General features: G+C 70.5%; 15 protein-coding genes and 2 tRNA genes. 7 read left to right on the top strand and 10 right to left on the bottom strand.

Annotated features, from left to right (window positions below; genetic code table 11):
- Positions 1-80: 80 nt before the first annotated feature.
- Positions 81-1,751, bottom strand: a complete 1,671-nt coding sequence (locus tag ACZ4TW_RS07680) for an ABC transporter substrate-binding protein (RefSeq protein WP_465541711.1) — start codon at positions 1,749-1,751, stop codon at positions 81-83.
- 20 nt (positions 1,752-1,771) lie between these two features.
- The gene (locus ACZ4TW_RS07675; protein WP_465541709.1) at positions 1,772-3,427 is read right to left on the bottom strand and encodes an amidohydrolase; all 1,656 of its coding nucleotides are present in this window, start codon (positions 3,425-3,427) and stop codon (positions 1,772-1,774) included.
- 194 nt (positions 3,428-3,621) lie between these two features.
- On the opposite strand from ACZ4TW_RS07675, the gene ACZ4TW_RS07670 reads away from it, so the two are divergent.
- The 4 genes from ACZ4TW_RS07670 (at position 3,622) to ACZ4TW_RS07655 (ending at position 6,590) form a co-directional block, all read left to right on the top strand.
- On the top strand, positions 3,622-4,320 hold the full coding sequence (locus tag ACZ4TW_RS07670; RefSeq protein WP_465541707.1) for a TetR/AcrR family transcriptional regulator: 699 nt from the start codon (positions 3,622-3,624) through the stop codon (positions 4,318-4,320).
- 91 nt (positions 4,321-4,411) lie between these two features.
- The gene (locus tag ACZ4TW_RS07665) at positions 4,412-5,659 is read left to right on the top strand and encodes a flavin-dependent oxidoreductase (protein ID WP_465541705.1); all 1,248 of its coding nucleotides are present in this window, start codon (positions 4,412-4,414) and stop codon (positions 5,657-5,659) included.
- The gene (locus ACZ4TW_RS07660; protein ID WP_465541704.1) at positions 5,656-6,126 is read left to right on the top strand and encodes a MarR family winged helix-turn-helix transcriptional regulator; all 471 of its coding nucleotides are present in this window, start codon (positions 5,656-5,658) and stop codon (positions 6,124-6,126) included. The genes ACZ4TW_RS07665 and ACZ4TW_RS07660 overlap by 4 nt, the downstream gene beginning before the upstream one ends.
- A complete protein-coding gene (locus tag ACZ4TW_RS07655; RefSeq protein WP_465541702.1) occupies positions 6,123-6,590 on the top strand; it encodes a DUF3237 domain-containing protein in 468 nt (155 codons plus the stop codon). Before ACZ4TW_RS07660 ends, ACZ4TW_RS07655 begins: the two co-directional genes overlap by 4 nt.
- Positions 6,591-6,635: 45 nt before the next feature.
- Here ACZ4TW_RS07655 and ACZ4TW_RS07650 read toward each other — a convergent pair whose 3' ends face one another.
- Positions 6,636-7,160, bottom strand: coding sequence for a hypothetical protein (locus ACZ4TW_RS07650; RefSeq protein WP_465541701.1), 525 nt, complete (start codon positions 7,158-7,160; stop codon positions 6,636-6,638).
- A gap of 55 nt (positions 7,161-7,215) precedes the next feature.
- A complete protein-coding gene (locus ACZ4TW_RS07645; RefSeq protein WP_465541699.1) occupies positions 7,216-7,635 on the bottom strand; it encodes a DUF4383 domain-containing protein in 420 nt (139 codons plus the stop codon).
- A 260-nt stretch (positions 7,636-7,895) separates the two neighbouring features.
- Here ACZ4TW_RS07645 and sigK point away from each other — a divergent pair, with 260 nt between their 5' ends.
- From sigK to ACZ4TW_RS07630, 3 genes are all read left to right on the top strand, one after another.
- Positions 7,896-8,486, top strand: coding sequence for an ECF RNA polymerase sigma factor SigK (sigK, locus tag ACZ4TW_RS07640; RefSeq protein WP_465541697.1), 591 nt, complete (start codon positions 7,896-7,898; stop codon positions 8,484-8,486).
- The gene (locus ACZ4TW_RS07635; protein WP_465541695.1) at positions 8,483-9,310 is read left to right on the top strand and encodes an anti-sigma factor; all 828 of its coding nucleotides are present in this window, start codon (positions 8,483-8,485) and stop codon (positions 9,308-9,310) included. The genes sigK and ACZ4TW_RS07635 overlap by 4 nt, the downstream gene beginning before the upstream one ends.
- Positions 9,311-9,405: 95 nt before the next feature.
- Positions 9,406-9,696, top strand: a complete 291-nt coding sequence (locus ACZ4TW_RS07630) for a hypothetical protein (RefSeq protein ID WP_465541693.1) — start codon at positions 9,406-9,408, stop codon at positions 9,694-9,696.
- A 437-nt stretch (positions 9,697-10,133) separates the two neighbouring features.
- Here the strand turns inward: ACZ4TW_RS07630 and ACZ4TW_RS07625 are convergent.
- From ACZ4TW_RS07625 to ACZ4TW_RS07600, 6 genes are all read right to left on the bottom strand, one after another.
- Positions 10,134-10,207 (bottom strand) — tRNA-Met (locus ACZ4TW_RS07625).
- Between the two features lie 33 nt (positions 10,208-10,240).
- Positions 10,241-10,312: transfer RNA gene (locus ACZ4TW_RS07620), tRNA-Thr, on the bottom strand.
- 64 nt (positions 10,313-10,376) lie between these two features.
- Complete coding sequence (locus tag ACZ4TW_RS07615; RefSeq protein WP_465541691.1) at positions 10,377-10,874, bottom strand: DUF4190 domain-containing protein; 498 nt, start codon at positions 10,872-10,874, stop codon at positions 10,377-10,379.
- A 156-nt stretch (positions 10,875-11,030) separates the two neighbouring features.
- Positions 11,031-12,017, bottom strand: coding sequence for a sugar ABC transporter permease (locus ACZ4TW_RS07610; protein WP_465541689.1), 987 nt, complete (start codon positions 12,015-12,017; stop codon positions 11,031-11,033).
- The gene (locus tag ACZ4TW_RS07605) at positions 12,017-13,654 is read right to left on the bottom strand and encodes an ABC transporter permease subunit (protein ID WP_465541688.1); all 1,638 of its coding nucleotides are present in this window, start codon (positions 13,652-13,654) and stop codon (positions 12,017-12,019) included. Before ACZ4TW_RS07605 ends, ACZ4TW_RS07610 begins: the two co-directional genes overlap by 1 nt.
- An 86-nt stretch (positions 13,655-13,740) precedes the next feature.
- Positions 13,741-14,976 (bottom strand): sugar ABC transporter substrate-binding protein, encoded by a 1,236-nt coding sequence (locus ACZ4TW_RS07600; RefSeq protein WP_465541686.1) that lies wholly within the window; start codon positions 14,974-14,976, stop codon positions 13,741-13,743.
- Between the last annotated feature and the right edge of the window lie 222 nt (positions 14,977-15,198).

Here is a 15,198-nt window from a genome sequence, read left to right as displayed (position 1 = left end):
GCCGGAGCGCGGCCCCACCGGCCCACTCCCCGCCCGACCGCGCTCCCCCGGGCTTCGCCGCGGCGGCGGGCGCCGGAGGACTAGCGAGCGCCAACGGTCGCCGCCCACGGGTAGTAGAGGAACGCGATCGAGGGCGCGACGCCGGTGATCCGCTCCCCGACGAACACCGGCATGGGGCTCGTGAACAGCGGCAGCCACGGCAGCTGCTCGTTCGCGATGCGCTGCGCCTCGGCCGTCTGCTCCGAGCGCGCAGCCGGGTCGTCGATCGCGATCGCCTCGTCGACCACCTGGTCGAACTCGGGGTCGCTCCATCCGCCGTAGTTGCTGAACTCGCCCGTGCGCAGCACGCTGTACATCTCGAGCGGATCGGGGCTCGAGAGGTACCAGACCGTGTAGAAGAGGTCGATGCCCTCGCGCGCGCTCGGGTCGGAGAAGAGTGCCGTGTAGGCGTTCGGGGTCACCGTCTCGATCGTGGCCTTCAGGCCGATGGACTCGGCCGCCGCCGCCGTGGCCTGCGCGATGAGGTTGAAGTCGCTGCCGATCGGCGCGGTCGCGTAGGTGATCTCCTCGCCGACGGCACCGGCCTCTTCGACGAGTCGCTTGGCCTCCTCGAGGTCGTACGGGTACTCGGCCAGGTCGCCGAACGCCGACTCGAGCGCCGGGTCGCTCGCGCCGACCCACACCGATTCGGTGGTGAGCGCATCGGTCACGTCGCCGTAGCCCTTCGCCGCGGCATCCACGACGCCCTGCCGGTCGAGCGCCATGAGCAACGCCTGACGTACGCGCAGGTCGCCGAGCGGCCCGTCGAGGTTCGACACGATGAGGCTCGAGACCGCGGTGCTCAGGCCGAAGTGCACGTCGCCGGCACCGGATGTCTCGAGCTGCCCGATCGCGTCGAACGGGATCATCCAGCCGCCGTCGACCTCGCCCGACTTCAGCGCGTTGACCCGCGCGGTCGAGTCGTTCATGAAGATGAACTCGACCTCGCCCGACCTCGCGCGCAGGGAGTCGTCCCAGTAGTCGTCGAAGCGGGCGAGGGTGATGGACTCGCCCGACTTCCACTCCTCGAGCGAGAAGGGGCCGGTGCAGTTCACGCCGCCGGTCGAGTTGCCGTAGTCGGCGCCCGCGGCCTCGAGGGTGGCGGCCGACTCGACCACGCCGGCCGACCCGCCCATGGCGAGGTTGAACTGCGAGTCGGGAAGCGCCTCGGTGACGGTGACCTCGCGCTCGCCGGTCTGCTCGATGGAGACGACGTTCTGGTAGACCGAGTACCACGACGACCCCACCGCCGGATCGAGGTGCCGACTCAACGAGGCGACCACGTCGGCGGCGGTCAGCGGCGTGCCGTCGTGGAAGGTCACGCCCTCGCGGATCGTGTAGACCCACGTCTCGGGCGTCGGGTGATCGAACGACTCGGCGAGACCCGGCGAGAGCGTGTAGTCGGGGTTCAACCGGAGCAGCGACTCGCACACGTTCGAGAGCACCTGGTTGTCGGCGTAGTCGAACGCGTAGGCGTAGTCGAGCGAGTACGGCTCGGCGTAGCTCACCCACGAGAACGAGTCGATGTCGCCGGATGGCGCGTCGGTCGTGGTCGTGAGCTCCCACTCGACGTTCGCGTCGTCATCGGGTGCGGGCGTGGTGCACGCGGCGAGCGCGAGGGCGGCGGTCAGGCCGCCGGCGAGGACCGCGGCGGTGCGCCGGGTGCGACGGGCGCGCCGGGACCGACGGCCGGGAGTGCGGGGTGCGGACATTCGGAGTGCTCCTCAGGGGATCAGCTGGTGCGGGAGTAGACGAGCTCGCCCTCGATCCACGTGGACGTCACGGTGGACCGGTGGATCTCGTCGGCGGGCAGGGTGAACGGGTCGGGATCGAGTACGACGAGGTTCGCGAGGTAGCCCTCGCGGACGTGTCCCGTGTCGTGGTCGCGGTGGTTCACGTAGGCGGTGCCGGAGGTGTAGGCGGCCATCGCCGTGGCGAGGTCGAGGCGCTGGTGGGCGCCGCCGAGCGGCTCGGCATCGGTGCCGGGTGCGACCCGGGTGACGGCGACGTGGATGGCGTCCATGGGGTCGGCGCTCGAGACGGGCCAGTCGCTGCCTGCCGCGAGCCGGGCGCCGTGACGCACGAGGTCGCCGAACGGGTACTGGCGCGCCTCCGCGCCATCCTGCAGGAACGGCAGCGTGAGCTCGTCGATCTGGTCCTCGTGGGTGGCCCACAGCGCCTGGATGTTGGCGATCGCGTCGAGCCCGGCGAACCGGGCGGTCTCGGCCTCCTCGACGACCTGCAGGTGTGCGAGGTGATGGCGGCCGTCACCGGCGCCGTTCGCCTCGCGCGCGGCCTCGACCGCGTCGAGTGCCTCGCGCACGGCGCGGTCGCCGAGCGCGTGGAAGTGCACCTGGAAACCGGCGGCGTCGAGCGCGGTGACGATCTCGCGCAGGCGCTCGGGGTCGATGAACGACAGCCCGCGGTTCGCGGTGTCGTGCCCGTGCACGTCGCGGTACGGCTCGAGCATCGCGGCCGTCTGGTTCTCGGCGACGCCGTCTACCATGATCTTCACCGTGCCGAGGGTGCAGCGACCGCTGTCGAGGGCGGCGAACTCGGCTCGCCGCGCGACCATGGCGTCGACCTGCTCGAGGCCGCCGCCGCGTTCCCACCACTGGGCGCCGACGACGTGGGCGCGCAGGGTGCCGTCGGCGAGGGCACGGCGGTAGGCGGCCGCGACATCCTGGACACCCCCCAGGCCGCTGCCGACCCAGGCGTCCTGCCATCCGGTGATGCCGAGCGCGACGAGTTCCTCCTGCGCGCGCAGCAGGCCGGCGTACGCGAGGTCGTGGCTGATCGCCGGGCGCACGTGCGCGAACAGGTCGCCGGCTCCCTCGTGGAACGTGCCCGCCGGGGTGCCGTCGGCCTCGCGCTCGATGCGCCCGTCGGCAGGATCGGGCGTCGACGCGTCGAGGCCCGCGGCGGTGATCGCCGCGGTGTTCGCCCAGGTCGAGTGGTGATCGCGGCTCATGAGCGCGACGGGGCGGTCGGGCACGACGGCGTCGAGCAGGCCGCGCACGGGGGCTCCGCCGAGGAAGTGGTCCATCGACCATCCGCCGCCGAGGATCCACGGCTCGTCGGGGTTGGCGTCGGCGTAGGCCTTGACGCGCGCGACCGCGTCCGCGGCATCCGTCGCCTCCGTGAGGTTGCACATGAGCAGCTCGACGCCCGCGCTGACGGGATGCACGTGGGCGTCCTGGAAGCCCGGGCCCAGCAGGGCACCGCCCAGGTCGACGACCTGCGTGGCGGGACCAGTCCAGGCGGATGCCTCGGCTTCAGGGAGCACCGCGGCGATCCGGCCTGCGGCGACGGCCACCGCGTGGCCTCGCAGCGGCTCGCCGGTTCCCGTGAACACGGCTCCGCCGGTGAACAGTACGTCTGCAGGCAACAGCGCCCCTCGCTTTCCTCGTCGAACCGGGGTGATGCGGTGAGGCTAATCCGGTCGATACGCCGTTGTCAACATCGTTGACAACGGCGTGGACGATCACGGACCATCGGAATGCCACGCTCGCGAGCGAGCTCACCGCCCGCAGGGGTCGCGGGCGTGGCACCATGAAGTCCGGGACGAACGAAGCGAGGACGATGACGACGGACGGCGCGCGATCCCCGAGCCGAGCACCGGCTCGCCAGGCGAAGCGGCACCGGCTCGACCGCGACCGGATCATCGCCGCAGGGCTCGAGCTCGCGGCGACGCCGGGCACGGCGACCATCTCCGTGCGCGAGCTCGGGAATCGCCTCGGGGCCGATCCGACGGCCATCTACCGCCATTTCCGGAGCAAGGAGCAGCTCATGCAGGCGCTCCTCGACGACCTGGTCGGCCGCAGCGTCGCCGAGGTGACCGCCGACCCCGACGACTGGCGCGAGCGCCTGCGCCAGCTCGCCGACTCGACGCTGCGGCTCTTCTCGCACCATCCGGCGGTCGGAGTCGAGGCGACCGTACTCACCACGCACGGTCCCGGCGAACTCGCCGCGGTGGAGTTCATGCTCGACGCGTTCTCGCGGGCCGGCCTCGAGGGCGACGACCTCGTGCAGCACTACGCGCTGCTCGCTGCGCACGTGCTCTCGAACGCGGCGGGCATCGCGCGCGCCCGTGCCGAGCGCGGCTCCGAGGGCGACCCCGACTCGAGCCCGTGGATCGAGGGACCGCTGCTCGTCGACCCGCGGACGCACCCGCGCATCGCCGCCGTCAGCCGCCAGCTGAACGAGCTCGAGGACCGCGACCTGTTCCGGCTCGGCGTCGAGGCGGTGATCCAGTCGGCCGAGCGGGCGTCGCGCGGCTGACGGGAGGTGCGCCGCCGCTTGACGCAGCGATAGTTCATAGACAAAACTCTGTGGACGATCGACGTCGATCTCGCCAGACGAAGGAGTCCTCATGCGAATCGTCATCGCCGGTGCCGGCATCGCCGGCCTGGCCGCGGCCCTCAGCCTCGAGGCTGCCGGCTTCCGCGACATCACCATCCATGAGCGCGCTGCGCGTCTGCGCGGGCTCGGCGTGGGCATCAACCTGCTCCCCCATGCGATGCGCGAGCTCACCGAACTCGGCCTCGCCGAGCGCATCGCCGCGCTCGGCGTGCCGCCGACGACGCTCGCCTACTTCAACCGGTTCGGGCAGCCGATCTGGAGCGAGCCGCGCGGACGCGAGGCCGGGTACCGGTGGCCGCAGCTGTCCGTGCACCGTGGACGCCTCCAGCTCGCGCTGCGCGATGCCGTGCTCGAGCGCCTCGGCGACGTCATCCGGCTCGACCACCGTCTCGAGCGCGTGATCGACGGCGACCGATCGGTCACGGCTCGGTTCGCGACATCCGCCGGGCCCGAGGAGGTCGAAGCCGACGTGCTCGTCGGCGCCGACGGCATCCATTCGGCCCTGCGCGCCCTTCGATACCCCGACGACGGCGACCCGGTGTGGAGCGGCCTCACGCTCTGGCGCGGCACGACCGTCATCCCGCCCTACCTCGACGGGCGGACCATGATCATGGCCGGCGACGGCGACCAGAAGTTCGTCGCCTACCCCCTCGAGGAACCACGCGCCGACGGCCTGCAGCGGGTCAACTTCATCGCGGAGCGCCGCGACACGGGATCCCCGGATGCCGACTGGAACCGCGCCGTCGACGCCGCGCCGATCGTCGACCTGTTCCGCGACTGGCGGTACGACTGGCTCGACGTGCCGGCCGCGATCGCCGCTGCCGACGAGATCCTCGAGTACCCCATGGTCGATCGCGACCCGCTGCCGCGCTGGTCGTTCGGCCGCACGACGCTCCTCGGCGACGCGGCCCACGCGATGTACCCGAACGGGTCGAACGGCGGATCGCAGGCGATCCTCGACGCTCGGACCCTCGCCTACCACCTGGCGAACGCGCACACCGTCGAGCAGGCGCTCGACGCCTACGACGCGGCTCGCCGGCCCGCGACCGCGAAGCTGCTCGAGCTGACGCGGCAGACCGGACCCGAGAAGGTCATGCTGCTGGCCCGGGAGCGAGCGCCGCACGGCTTCGCCGACGTCCACGACGTGATCCCGGCCGCCGAGCTCGAGCAGATCGCCGCCGAGTACAAGCGGATCGCGGGGTTCCATCCCGACGCGCTCAACGAGCGGTCGTCGCTCACGGTCGGAGCCGCATCATGACCTTCGACGCCGCGCGACTTGCGGCCGTCATCTCGCCGCTGCGTCGCGCGCTGCTCGCCGCCGCTCGCGACCGCGAGGCGCTGCCCGACATCCCGGACGCCCAGATCGAGGTGATCCGCGCGCTGCCGCACGGCACCGTGGCCTCACCGAGCGAGCTCGCGCGAACGCTCGGCCTCAACCGCTCCACCGTCAGCAACCTGCTCGCCGCCATGGAGCGCTCAGGCCTGGTCGCGCGCCGCAGCCGCGCCGACGACCGCCGCCACGTCGAGGTCGTCGCGTCGGCCGACGCCCTGGGCTACTTCGAGCGGTTCGACGCGGCGAGCGCGGCGATCGTCTCGCGCGCGGCGTCCGCCCTGACGCCGAGGGAGCTCGACGCGTTGGATGCCGCGGTGCCGGTGCTCGAGCGGCTGCGCGACGTGCTCGTCGAATTCCGCCGCGACGCGGCATCCGCTATGGAGAACGCATGACGCACGACCCCGTCGTTCCCGGCCTCGAGCCCGCCTTCGACGTCACCGTCCGGCTCGGCCCACTCGACGATCACGGCGTCACGCGCGCCGGGCACCGCCGCGTCATCCCGATCGTCGGCGGCGTGATCAGCGGCGGGATGGAGGCGTCGATCCTGCCCGGCGGCGCCGACTGGCAGCGCGTGAGAGACGACGGCGCGATCGAGATCGACGGCCGCTACACCGCCCGCACCGCCGAGGGCGAGCTGCTCTATCTGCAGGCCGTCGGCGTGCGCACCGGCGAGCCCGAGGTGCTCGAGGCGCTGCTGCGCGGCGAGGATGTCGCGCCCGACCGGTACTACTTCCGGACCGTCATCACCGTGGAAACCTCGGCACCGCGGCTGCGGCATCTCGAGAACGCGCTGTTCGTCGCCTCGTGCGTGCGCGACGCCGACGCCGTGCGGTACACGGCGTATCGCGTGACGTAGGCCGGCCGCTCCGCCCGCGCTTCGATCAGACCCTCCGAGACCGCCTCAGTGATGCCCGTGTCGGGTGCCGTGCGGTTCACCGTGCGGCACGGCCAGGTCACCCGCCTCGGTGCCTGCCAACGCAGGCGTCACGAGGGCCGAGACGAGCGCGGCACCGACGATGAGTCCCGGCAGGGAACCGCGGTTCGGTGCCGCCCCGGCGCGGCTTGGACGTCCACGAGCCACCCGGAGCTCGAGCGTTGCGCCGAGCGCGACGACCAGGACGAGGAGGTCGGCAGCGAGGACAGGGAGCGGGGCCACGCCGAGCGATGGCGCCGCTCCCGAGGCCAGCAGCCCGGCCGAGCCCGCGAACACGATCAGCGCGACGGCGAGCGTCGCCCGAGGCCAGGGAAGCCGGCCGGCGTGGAGTGCGAAGACGGCCCAGCCGAGTGCGGCGATCCCGCACCCGGCCAGGACGGCTGCCGCCGCGGGACCGCCGAGACCGGTCGACTCGGCGGTGCCTACCGCCGACCCGAGCGCGCCGGCAGCAGTGGCGGTGAACACGAGTCCGACGCCGATGGCCGACAGCATCGGCCACTCATGCGTCTGACCCGACAGCATCGCCCGCGCCCGCACGATGACGGTCCTACGACATCACCGGCTGCCGGCGGGCGGGCGCGGCGCGTTCGACGCCCAGACCCACCCCGAGCAGCACGAGCGCGCTGGCGAGGTGCAGGAAGTGGTCGGCGGTGTTGAGCGCCAGGATGTTCGCCGCAGTCCCTGCAAGGAAGAACCCGACGATGCCGAGCAGCAGGTACGCCGCACCGACCACCGTGTTGGTGATCTTCGCCGCACGGGCGCTGACCAGCCCGGCGATGAGCAGCGCGCCGCCGATCAGCAGATGGGCGACGTTGTGCAGCGGGTTCACGGCGAAGATGCCGAGCAGAAGCCCACCTTCTGTTGCGATGAAGCCGACGCCGCCGGTGACGGCGAAGCCGAGCAGGCCGACGAGCAGGTAGACCGCACCGAACACCGTGGCGACGATGCGATTCGGGGAGTTGCGCATGATTCCTCCTTGGAACAGGCAGCGGATGCCGCTTCACAGGGTCATTCGGCGGTGGCGGCGACTCGGATTGGATCTGCTTCGACCAATCGGATCCGCGGGTCGGCTCCGAATCACGATCAGCCAGGAATGAGGAACCCGATGCTCGCTCTCGCAGTGATCGGCCGCACCGGCGGCCTGATCACCTTCACGTCTGGATGACCGGTGTGCTGGCGCCATCCGTCTCGTCCTCTCTGGGGCGTCCGGCATCGAGTGGGTCTGGCATGCTGGATCCCGTGGACGACGCCGAGGTGCATCCGGGGGTGCACGTCGTGCCCCTGGGTGACCTGCTCGTCGCGACGGCCGCGGGCGACCGCGACGCCTTCAGCCGCCTGTACGACCACCTGGCCCCCCGCGTTCACGGACTGGTGCGTCGAGTGCTCGTCGATGCCGCCCAGGCCGAGGAGGTGACACAGGACGTGTTCCTGGAGGTGTGGCAGACGGCCGCTCGATTCGACCCCGCTCGCGGTACTGCCGTCGGATGGGTCCTGACGCTCGCCCATCGTCGCGCCGTCGACCGGGTGCGTGCGTCGCAGGCATCGCGCGAACGCGACCTGAGAATCGGGATCCGCGATGTCGAGGTCCCGGTCGACGACGTGGCCGAGGCGGCCGAGATCGCGATCGAGCACGACCGCGCGAGCGAAGCGTTCGCCCGGCTCAGCGCCGCTCAGCGGGAGTGCCTCGCCTTGGCCTATTACGGCGGGTGCACACAATCCGAGATCGCCGCACGCTTGGGGCTCCCCCTCGGCACGGTCAAGACCCGGCTGCGCGATGGGATGATCCGACTGCGCGAACTGCTGGGGGTGACCACGTGAACGACGCCGACGACCTGGCCGGGCGAACGCCGACGCCCGAGGACCTTCGCGCGCTCGCGCCGGCCTACGCGCTCGGAGCGCTCGACGAGGCCGATCGCATCCGCTTCGAGCAGGTGCTTGCGGTCTCACCCGAGCTGCAACGGGACGTCGAGGCCTTCCGCGTCACGGCCTCGACGCTCGGCGACTCGCTGCCGCCAGTGGCGCCGCCACCGAGCCTCAAGGACGAGCTTTTCGCTCGGCTCGACATGGTGGAGCAGGAGCGTACGAGTGAGGGCGCGGCATCCGCCCCCGGCACTTCCGACGCCCAGGCCTCGGAGCCCACCTCACGCCTCGAACGCGACGCGCCCGCGATCGCCGACCTCGCCGGCCGGCGCAGACGCCGCCGTCTCGTCACGGTGCTGTCGGCGGCGGCAGCGCTCGCGGTGCTCGCTGTCGGGATCGTGGTCGGAGCGATCTGGCAAGGCCCGAACGGCTGGGGCGCACAGCGTGAGTTGGCGGCCCTCACCGAAGCCCCCGACGCCGAGCGGGCCACGATCCAGGCCACGGGCGGCGGCGAGGTGACGCTCATCTGGTCTGCCGCTCAGGAACGCAGCGCGATCGTCGCGGAGGGCCTGCCCGACGTGGGAGCCGCGTCCAGTTACCAGCTCTGGTACATCGATGAGAGCGGGGCCGTCTCCGCAGGGACCTTCGACATGCGCGACGACGAGTCCTGGCGTCTTCTCGAGGGTGAGTTGCCGCCAGGCGCTGCGGTCGGCATCACCGTCGAACCGGCCGGTGGTTCGACGCAGCCGACCACCGAGCCCATCGCGGTCATCCCGACGTAGCCCAGCGGCGATCGCGACCAATCCGGACGGCCGTCGCGTATCGAACACCTCGTAGTAGGCGGCGACGACGCCGCCGATGAGGATCGGAGGAACCCATGCATGTCCGCTCTCTCGCCATCGCCGGGGCCGTGGCTCTGACGGCCACGTTCGCCACCGCCACGCCCGCGATGGCTGCGCCCACGGCCGCCCCGGACGGCACGAACTGCTGGGGCGTGGTCTCGTCGCAGGCTGCCCGCTCGGACGGCGGTCTCGGTGCCCACAGCAGCGCGCAGGAGGAGCCGCGGCTCGGACTCGGCAACGTCGCACGCGCGTTCGGCGTCGACGGCCTCGGCGGGCTCGGATCGCTGCTCGCCTCGATCGACGGCAACGACGCGACGCACTGCTGATCCTGCCGAGCAAGCAGGGCACGCTCCGTCGGGCGTGCCCTGCCGCGTGCTCCGCGCCGTCGCGGGCTCAGGATGGGGTCGAGACGACCGCGCCAGAGATCGCGCCGATCTCCCGCACGTCGATCGCGGTCGATCCTCAGGATGCGGCGGCTTCCGCTGCCCTCTTCAGGTCGGCGGTGAACTGCTCGAAGTTCTTCTCCAGCGGCGGGATCATCCGAGCGACGAACGGGTGGAACGGTCCGCCCATGCGCTCGCGATCACCATTCGCGTGCCTCCGGTCTCGCCGCAAAGTGAGCACGTGCGAGTGGCCATGGCGTCGAGGAGTGAACCCACGGGTCGATCATGCCGCGCCCGTGCAGAACCGGCGACCCGATTGCGCGCACGCCAGATCGCGCGCAGGCCAGATGCCGGGAATCTCAGACCAACCGGCCTTCTTGTAGCGAGGGCGGGACTCGAACCCGCGACACCACGATTATGAGCCGTGTGCTCTAACCACCTGAGCTACCCCGCCGCGAGGCTTCTCCGGCGCAGCCGGAGGAACCAGAGCCCCGAGTCAGGATTGAACTGACGACCCCTTCCTTACCATGGAAGTGCTCTACCACTGAGCTATCGGGGCAGGTGCCGCTCTCACGGCAACCACACGAGGATATCACCGCCGAGCGCGTGCATGAAATCGGGTGTCAGATGCTCGAACCGAAGCCCGAGGACGCTCCAGCGGCCGCGAAGAGCACAACGAAGAAGAGCACGTACGCCGCGATGCCGAGCACCCACAGCGCGGTGAACACGTACCCCGAGATGAGGCCGGTGAGCGCCGCCCCCGAGCCCTGCTCGCCGCGCTCGCGGATCTGCCGGCGCGCGATGTGGCCGAGGATGATCGCGGGGATCGAGGTGACGAGGCCCATCATGAAGGCGCCGAGCCCGAGGCCGAACGAGACCCACGCGAGCACGTTCTGCGGTGGTGCGACGGGCGGCGTCCAGGTCGTGACGGAGGCCGGCGCGGGAGCGACCAGAGGCGGTCCGTAGGCGGTGGCCGACCACGCCCCCGGCGCGGGTGCCCCTCCGACGAGCGGCGGAGCCGGCGGCGCCGGCGGGGCCGGTGCGATGGGAGGAGCTGATGCGGATGCTGCGTCGGGCGCGGGCACGTGCGCAGGACTCGGGGCAGGGGCGGGGGCGTCCACGGAAGACTCCATCGGGTCGGGGGTGCGGGGCGGGGCGGGGTCATGCTAGCGGTCGCGGGTTGCGCGCGGGTGACGTGCGGGCACGTGCCGCTGAGACGACGGATGCCGCGACGCGGGAGCTCCGCGCGCGGCATCCGTCATCGAGGGGAACCGGGGCTACTTCACCGCGCCCGCCGAGAGCCCGCCCACGATGTACTTCTGCAGGTAGAGGAACAGCAGCACCACCGGGAGCGCCGCGATCACGGCGCCCGCCGAGAACGCCGCCCAGTCCGCGTAGCGGGGGTTCGACACGAGCTTGGTCAGGCCCACCGCGAGCGTCTGGTTCTCGGAGTCGATCAGGATCACCGACGCGACGACGTACTCGTTCACCGAGAAGATGAACGAGAGCAGCGCGACGACCGCGAGGATCGGCGCGACCAGTCGCAGGATGATCGTGAAGAAGATGCGCGCGTGGCCGGCGCCGTCGATCTTCGCAGCCTCGTCGATCGAGGCGGGGATCGTGTTGAAGTACCCGTACATGAGGTAGGTGTTCACGCCGAGCGCACCGCCCAGGTACACCATGATCAGGCCGATGTGCGTGTTCAGGCCGATCGCCGGGAACCAGTCGCTGATCGCGCTCATCACGAGGAAGATCGCCACGACCGCGAGCATCTGCGGGAACATCTGCACCACGACGATCGTGATGAGCCCGAAGCGCCGGCCGGTGAACCGCATGCGCGAGAACGAGTACGCCGCGAGCGCGCCGAGGAACACGGTCAGGATGGCGGTGACGCCGGCGATGATCAGGGTGTTGGCGAACCAGTTCGTGAACGGCACGTCGGGGTTCGTCAGGATCCGCGCGTACGCGTCCAAGCCAATCTGCGAGAACAGGGCGTTCGACCCGGTCAGCGTGCCGTTCGGGTTCAGCGACGACGAGACGACGAACACGATCGGGAACAGTGCGAACACGACGACGACGATGCCGACGAGGTGGCGCCATCCGGTCGCCTTGAACCAGCGCCCGAACGAGAACGGGCGCTTGACCGGCGCTTCGCGCTCGAGTTCGGGGTCGCCGCCCGCGCGAACGGCGACGCGCTGTTCGCGCAGCTCGCCGGCGAGGAGTCCGGTCTGGGTGCCGGGAACCGTCCCCTGCTGGTCAGCCATCAGTTGATCTCCTCGAGCGACTTGGTGCGGCGGAACGCGATGATCGAGATCACCGCGACCACGATGAAGATGATGATCGAGTACGCCGCCGCGAGGCCGTAGTCGCGGTTCTGGCCGGTGAACGCCACCTTGTAGACCATCGAGATCAGGATGTCGGTGTAGCCGACCGGGATCGGCGCGCCGGTGTCGCGCGGCCCGCCGTTCGTCAACATGTAGATGACGTTGAAGTTGTTGAAGTTGAACGCGAACGACGCGATCAGCAGCGGCGCCACGCTCACGAGCAGCAGAGGCAGCTTGATGAGGCGGAACGTCTGCCACGGCGACGCGCCGTCGACGGTCGCGGCCTCGTTCACGTCGTCGGGGATCGACTGCATCGCGCCCGTGCAGATGAGGAACATGTACGGGAAGCCCAGCCACAGGTTCACGATGAGCACCGAGATCTTCGCCATGAACGGGTCGGTCAGCCACGGGATGGAGGCGCCGCCGAAGATCACCTGGTTGATGAAGCCGAAGCTCTCGTTCATCATGCCCGCCCAGACCAGCGCCGAGAGGAACGACGGGATCGCGTACGGGAGGATCATCGCGACGCGGTAGTACTTTCGGCCGCGCATGCGCAGGTCGTTGAAGACGAGCGCGAGGAAGAGACCGAGGAAGAACGTGGTCGCGACCGAGATGAGCGCGAACGCGAACGTCCACAGTGTGACGTAGACGAGCGGGCCCGCCAGGCGTGTGTCGGTCACCGCTCGGACGAAGTTGTCGAAGCCGACCGTGATCTGCCAGCCGGGGCGCAGCTCCTCGCCGTCCTCGGCGACGAAGGCACCCGTGCCGATGTCGGTGTAGACCGTGCCCGTGGTGAGGTCGGTCATGGTGCCGGCGGCCTCGTCGTACTCGAGCGTCGACGTGTAGAGGTAGCCGCTCGATCCGTCGGGGGTGCGGATGGCGCCGTCGTTCGGGTCGTCGGAGAACGGCACCGCGAGCTCGGTGATCTCGTCGGTGCGGGCGATGACCTCCTGGAAGCTCAGCGTGGTCCAGCCGTCGACCGCGACGGCCTTGCCGTTGTCGAGCTCGGCGCCGTCGACCTCCTGCAGGGGCTGCTCGGTGGTGCCGACGCTCACCTCGCCGTCGGGGTCGGTGACGAGCAGGCCGAGCGTGCCGAGCTGGTCGACGACCGTGACCTGGTAGGTCGGCGAGTCGGGCACGCGCTCGAGCGAGGCCGCCATCAGCGAGCTGACCGCCTGCTCCTTGGAGCCGTTGTGCCCGGTGCCGTAGTTGGTGAACGCGATGTAGCCGGTGTAGACCAGCACGAACACCTGGAACAGCACGAGGAAGATGACGCCCGGCGTGAGGTACTTCGCCGGCAGCTTCTTCCGCGAGAAGTAGATCCAGTTGACGATCGCCGTGACGACCGCCACGACGCCGAGGATCAGCCAGTCCTGCTGCAGCGCGAGGACGAAGATCGCGTAGACCGCGATCGCGTCGACGATGCCGAGCAGCAGCAGCTTGATCAGGATGGTGCGGACACCGCCGGACGCGGCATCCGCGATGGCCGCCGCGCGGCGTTGCCGTTTCGTGGGCGGCGTCTCGGGCGACGTCGGCGTGGTCTCGGCCGTGACGTCCTCGTCCGTCGTGGTGCTCATTCGCTCGCTCTTCTCGTGAACGCTTCGTGGATACGCGAGTGCTCCGGGCCGGATGCGTCGCGGCATCCGGCCCGGAGCGTCAGGCGTCAGCCTGCGTCGATCGCCGACTGGACGTCGGTGGCGAGCTTGTTCCAGGTCGCGACCGGGTCCTCGCCGTTGATGATCGCGGCCTCGGCGATGCCCCAGTACTGCCAGACCGAACCCATGGCCGGGATGGCGGGCATCGGGACGGCGTCGGCACCCACGGTGGCGAAGCCCTCGATGATCGGGTCGCTCGAGGCGGACTCGGCGGCGGCCGAGAGCGCGGGCAGGATGTTGCCGGCCTCGAAGAGGTCGAGCTGCACATCCTCGGTGCCGATGTAGTTCACGAGGAAGTCGTTCGCGGCGACCTTGTTCTCCGACTCGGACGAGACGAAGAAGCCCTTGACGCCGGCGAACGGCGAGGCGACCTCACCGGTCGGGCTCGGGACCGGGTCGATCGCGACGTTCACGCCGCCGTCGAGCGCCGCGCCCACGTTCCACGGGCCGGTCAGCCAGAACGCGGCGGTGCCGTCGAGGAAGGCCTGCTTGGCGATGTCACCGTCGATGTCGGTGTTGAAGACGCCGGTGCCGGTCTTGCCCTGCGTGCCGAGCCACTGCGCGAACTGGACGCCGCCCTCGTTGCCGAGCTGCAGGTCGGTGGGGTCGTAGCCCTCGTCGTTCGAGCCGAACACCGGGGCGCCGAACGCCGTCTGGAACGGGTACAGGTGGTACGGGTTGCCCTCGGCGCCCTGCTCGACCACGAACGGCTGGGTGAGGCCGGCGGCCTGGCCCTTGGCGATCATGTCGTCGAAGCTCGTCGCGGCCTCGGGGACGAGGTCGGCGTTGCGCAGCACGGCGATGTTCTCGACCGCGTAGGGGAGCATGTAGACGGTGCCCTCGTAGGTGGCCGCGTTGATCGCGACGTCGAGGTAGTCGGCGGCGGAGTCGCCGAGCTCGAGCGGCGCCACGACGCCGTTGGTCGAGAGCTCGCCCAGCCAGTCGTGGGCGCCCATGGTGATGTCGGGGCCCTCGCCGGTCGGAACCTGCTGGATGAAGTCGTCCTTGATCGTGGAGTTGTCCTTGCCGACGATCTCGACCTCGACGCCCGTCTCCTCGGTGTAGGCCTCGGCCGCGCCCTTCAGCGCGTCGACGCGCTCGGCGTCGACCCAGACCGTGAGCGTGCCGCCGTCGGCCGCGCTGTTGTCGCCTTCGCTGTTGCCGCTCGCGCAGCTCGCGAGGCCGAGCGTCGCGACGACGGCGACAGCGCCGGCCGCGAGGAGGCTCTTGGTGTTCACCCGCATTGGTGTGTGCCCTTCTCAGTGTGCGTGAGACCGGCGCCTTCGCCTGGTGGGGGACGCTGCCCCGTTCCGCTTCTGGGAACTGCGCACCGTGCTCGAAAGGCCGTTCTTCCGTGTGGATGTGCCCGCAATGTGAATGCAAGCGGTTTCAGGTATACCCTCTTCTCGTCGAGTTGACAACTCGGCGTTATCCGATCGATACCGGTTCACCGGCCCTGTGCCGGT

Source organism: Agromyces sp. NPDC029043 (assembly GCF_055564615.1).
Note: the sequence above shows the minus strand (reverse complement) of the source record. Positions and strands in the feature narration are given on the sequence as shown.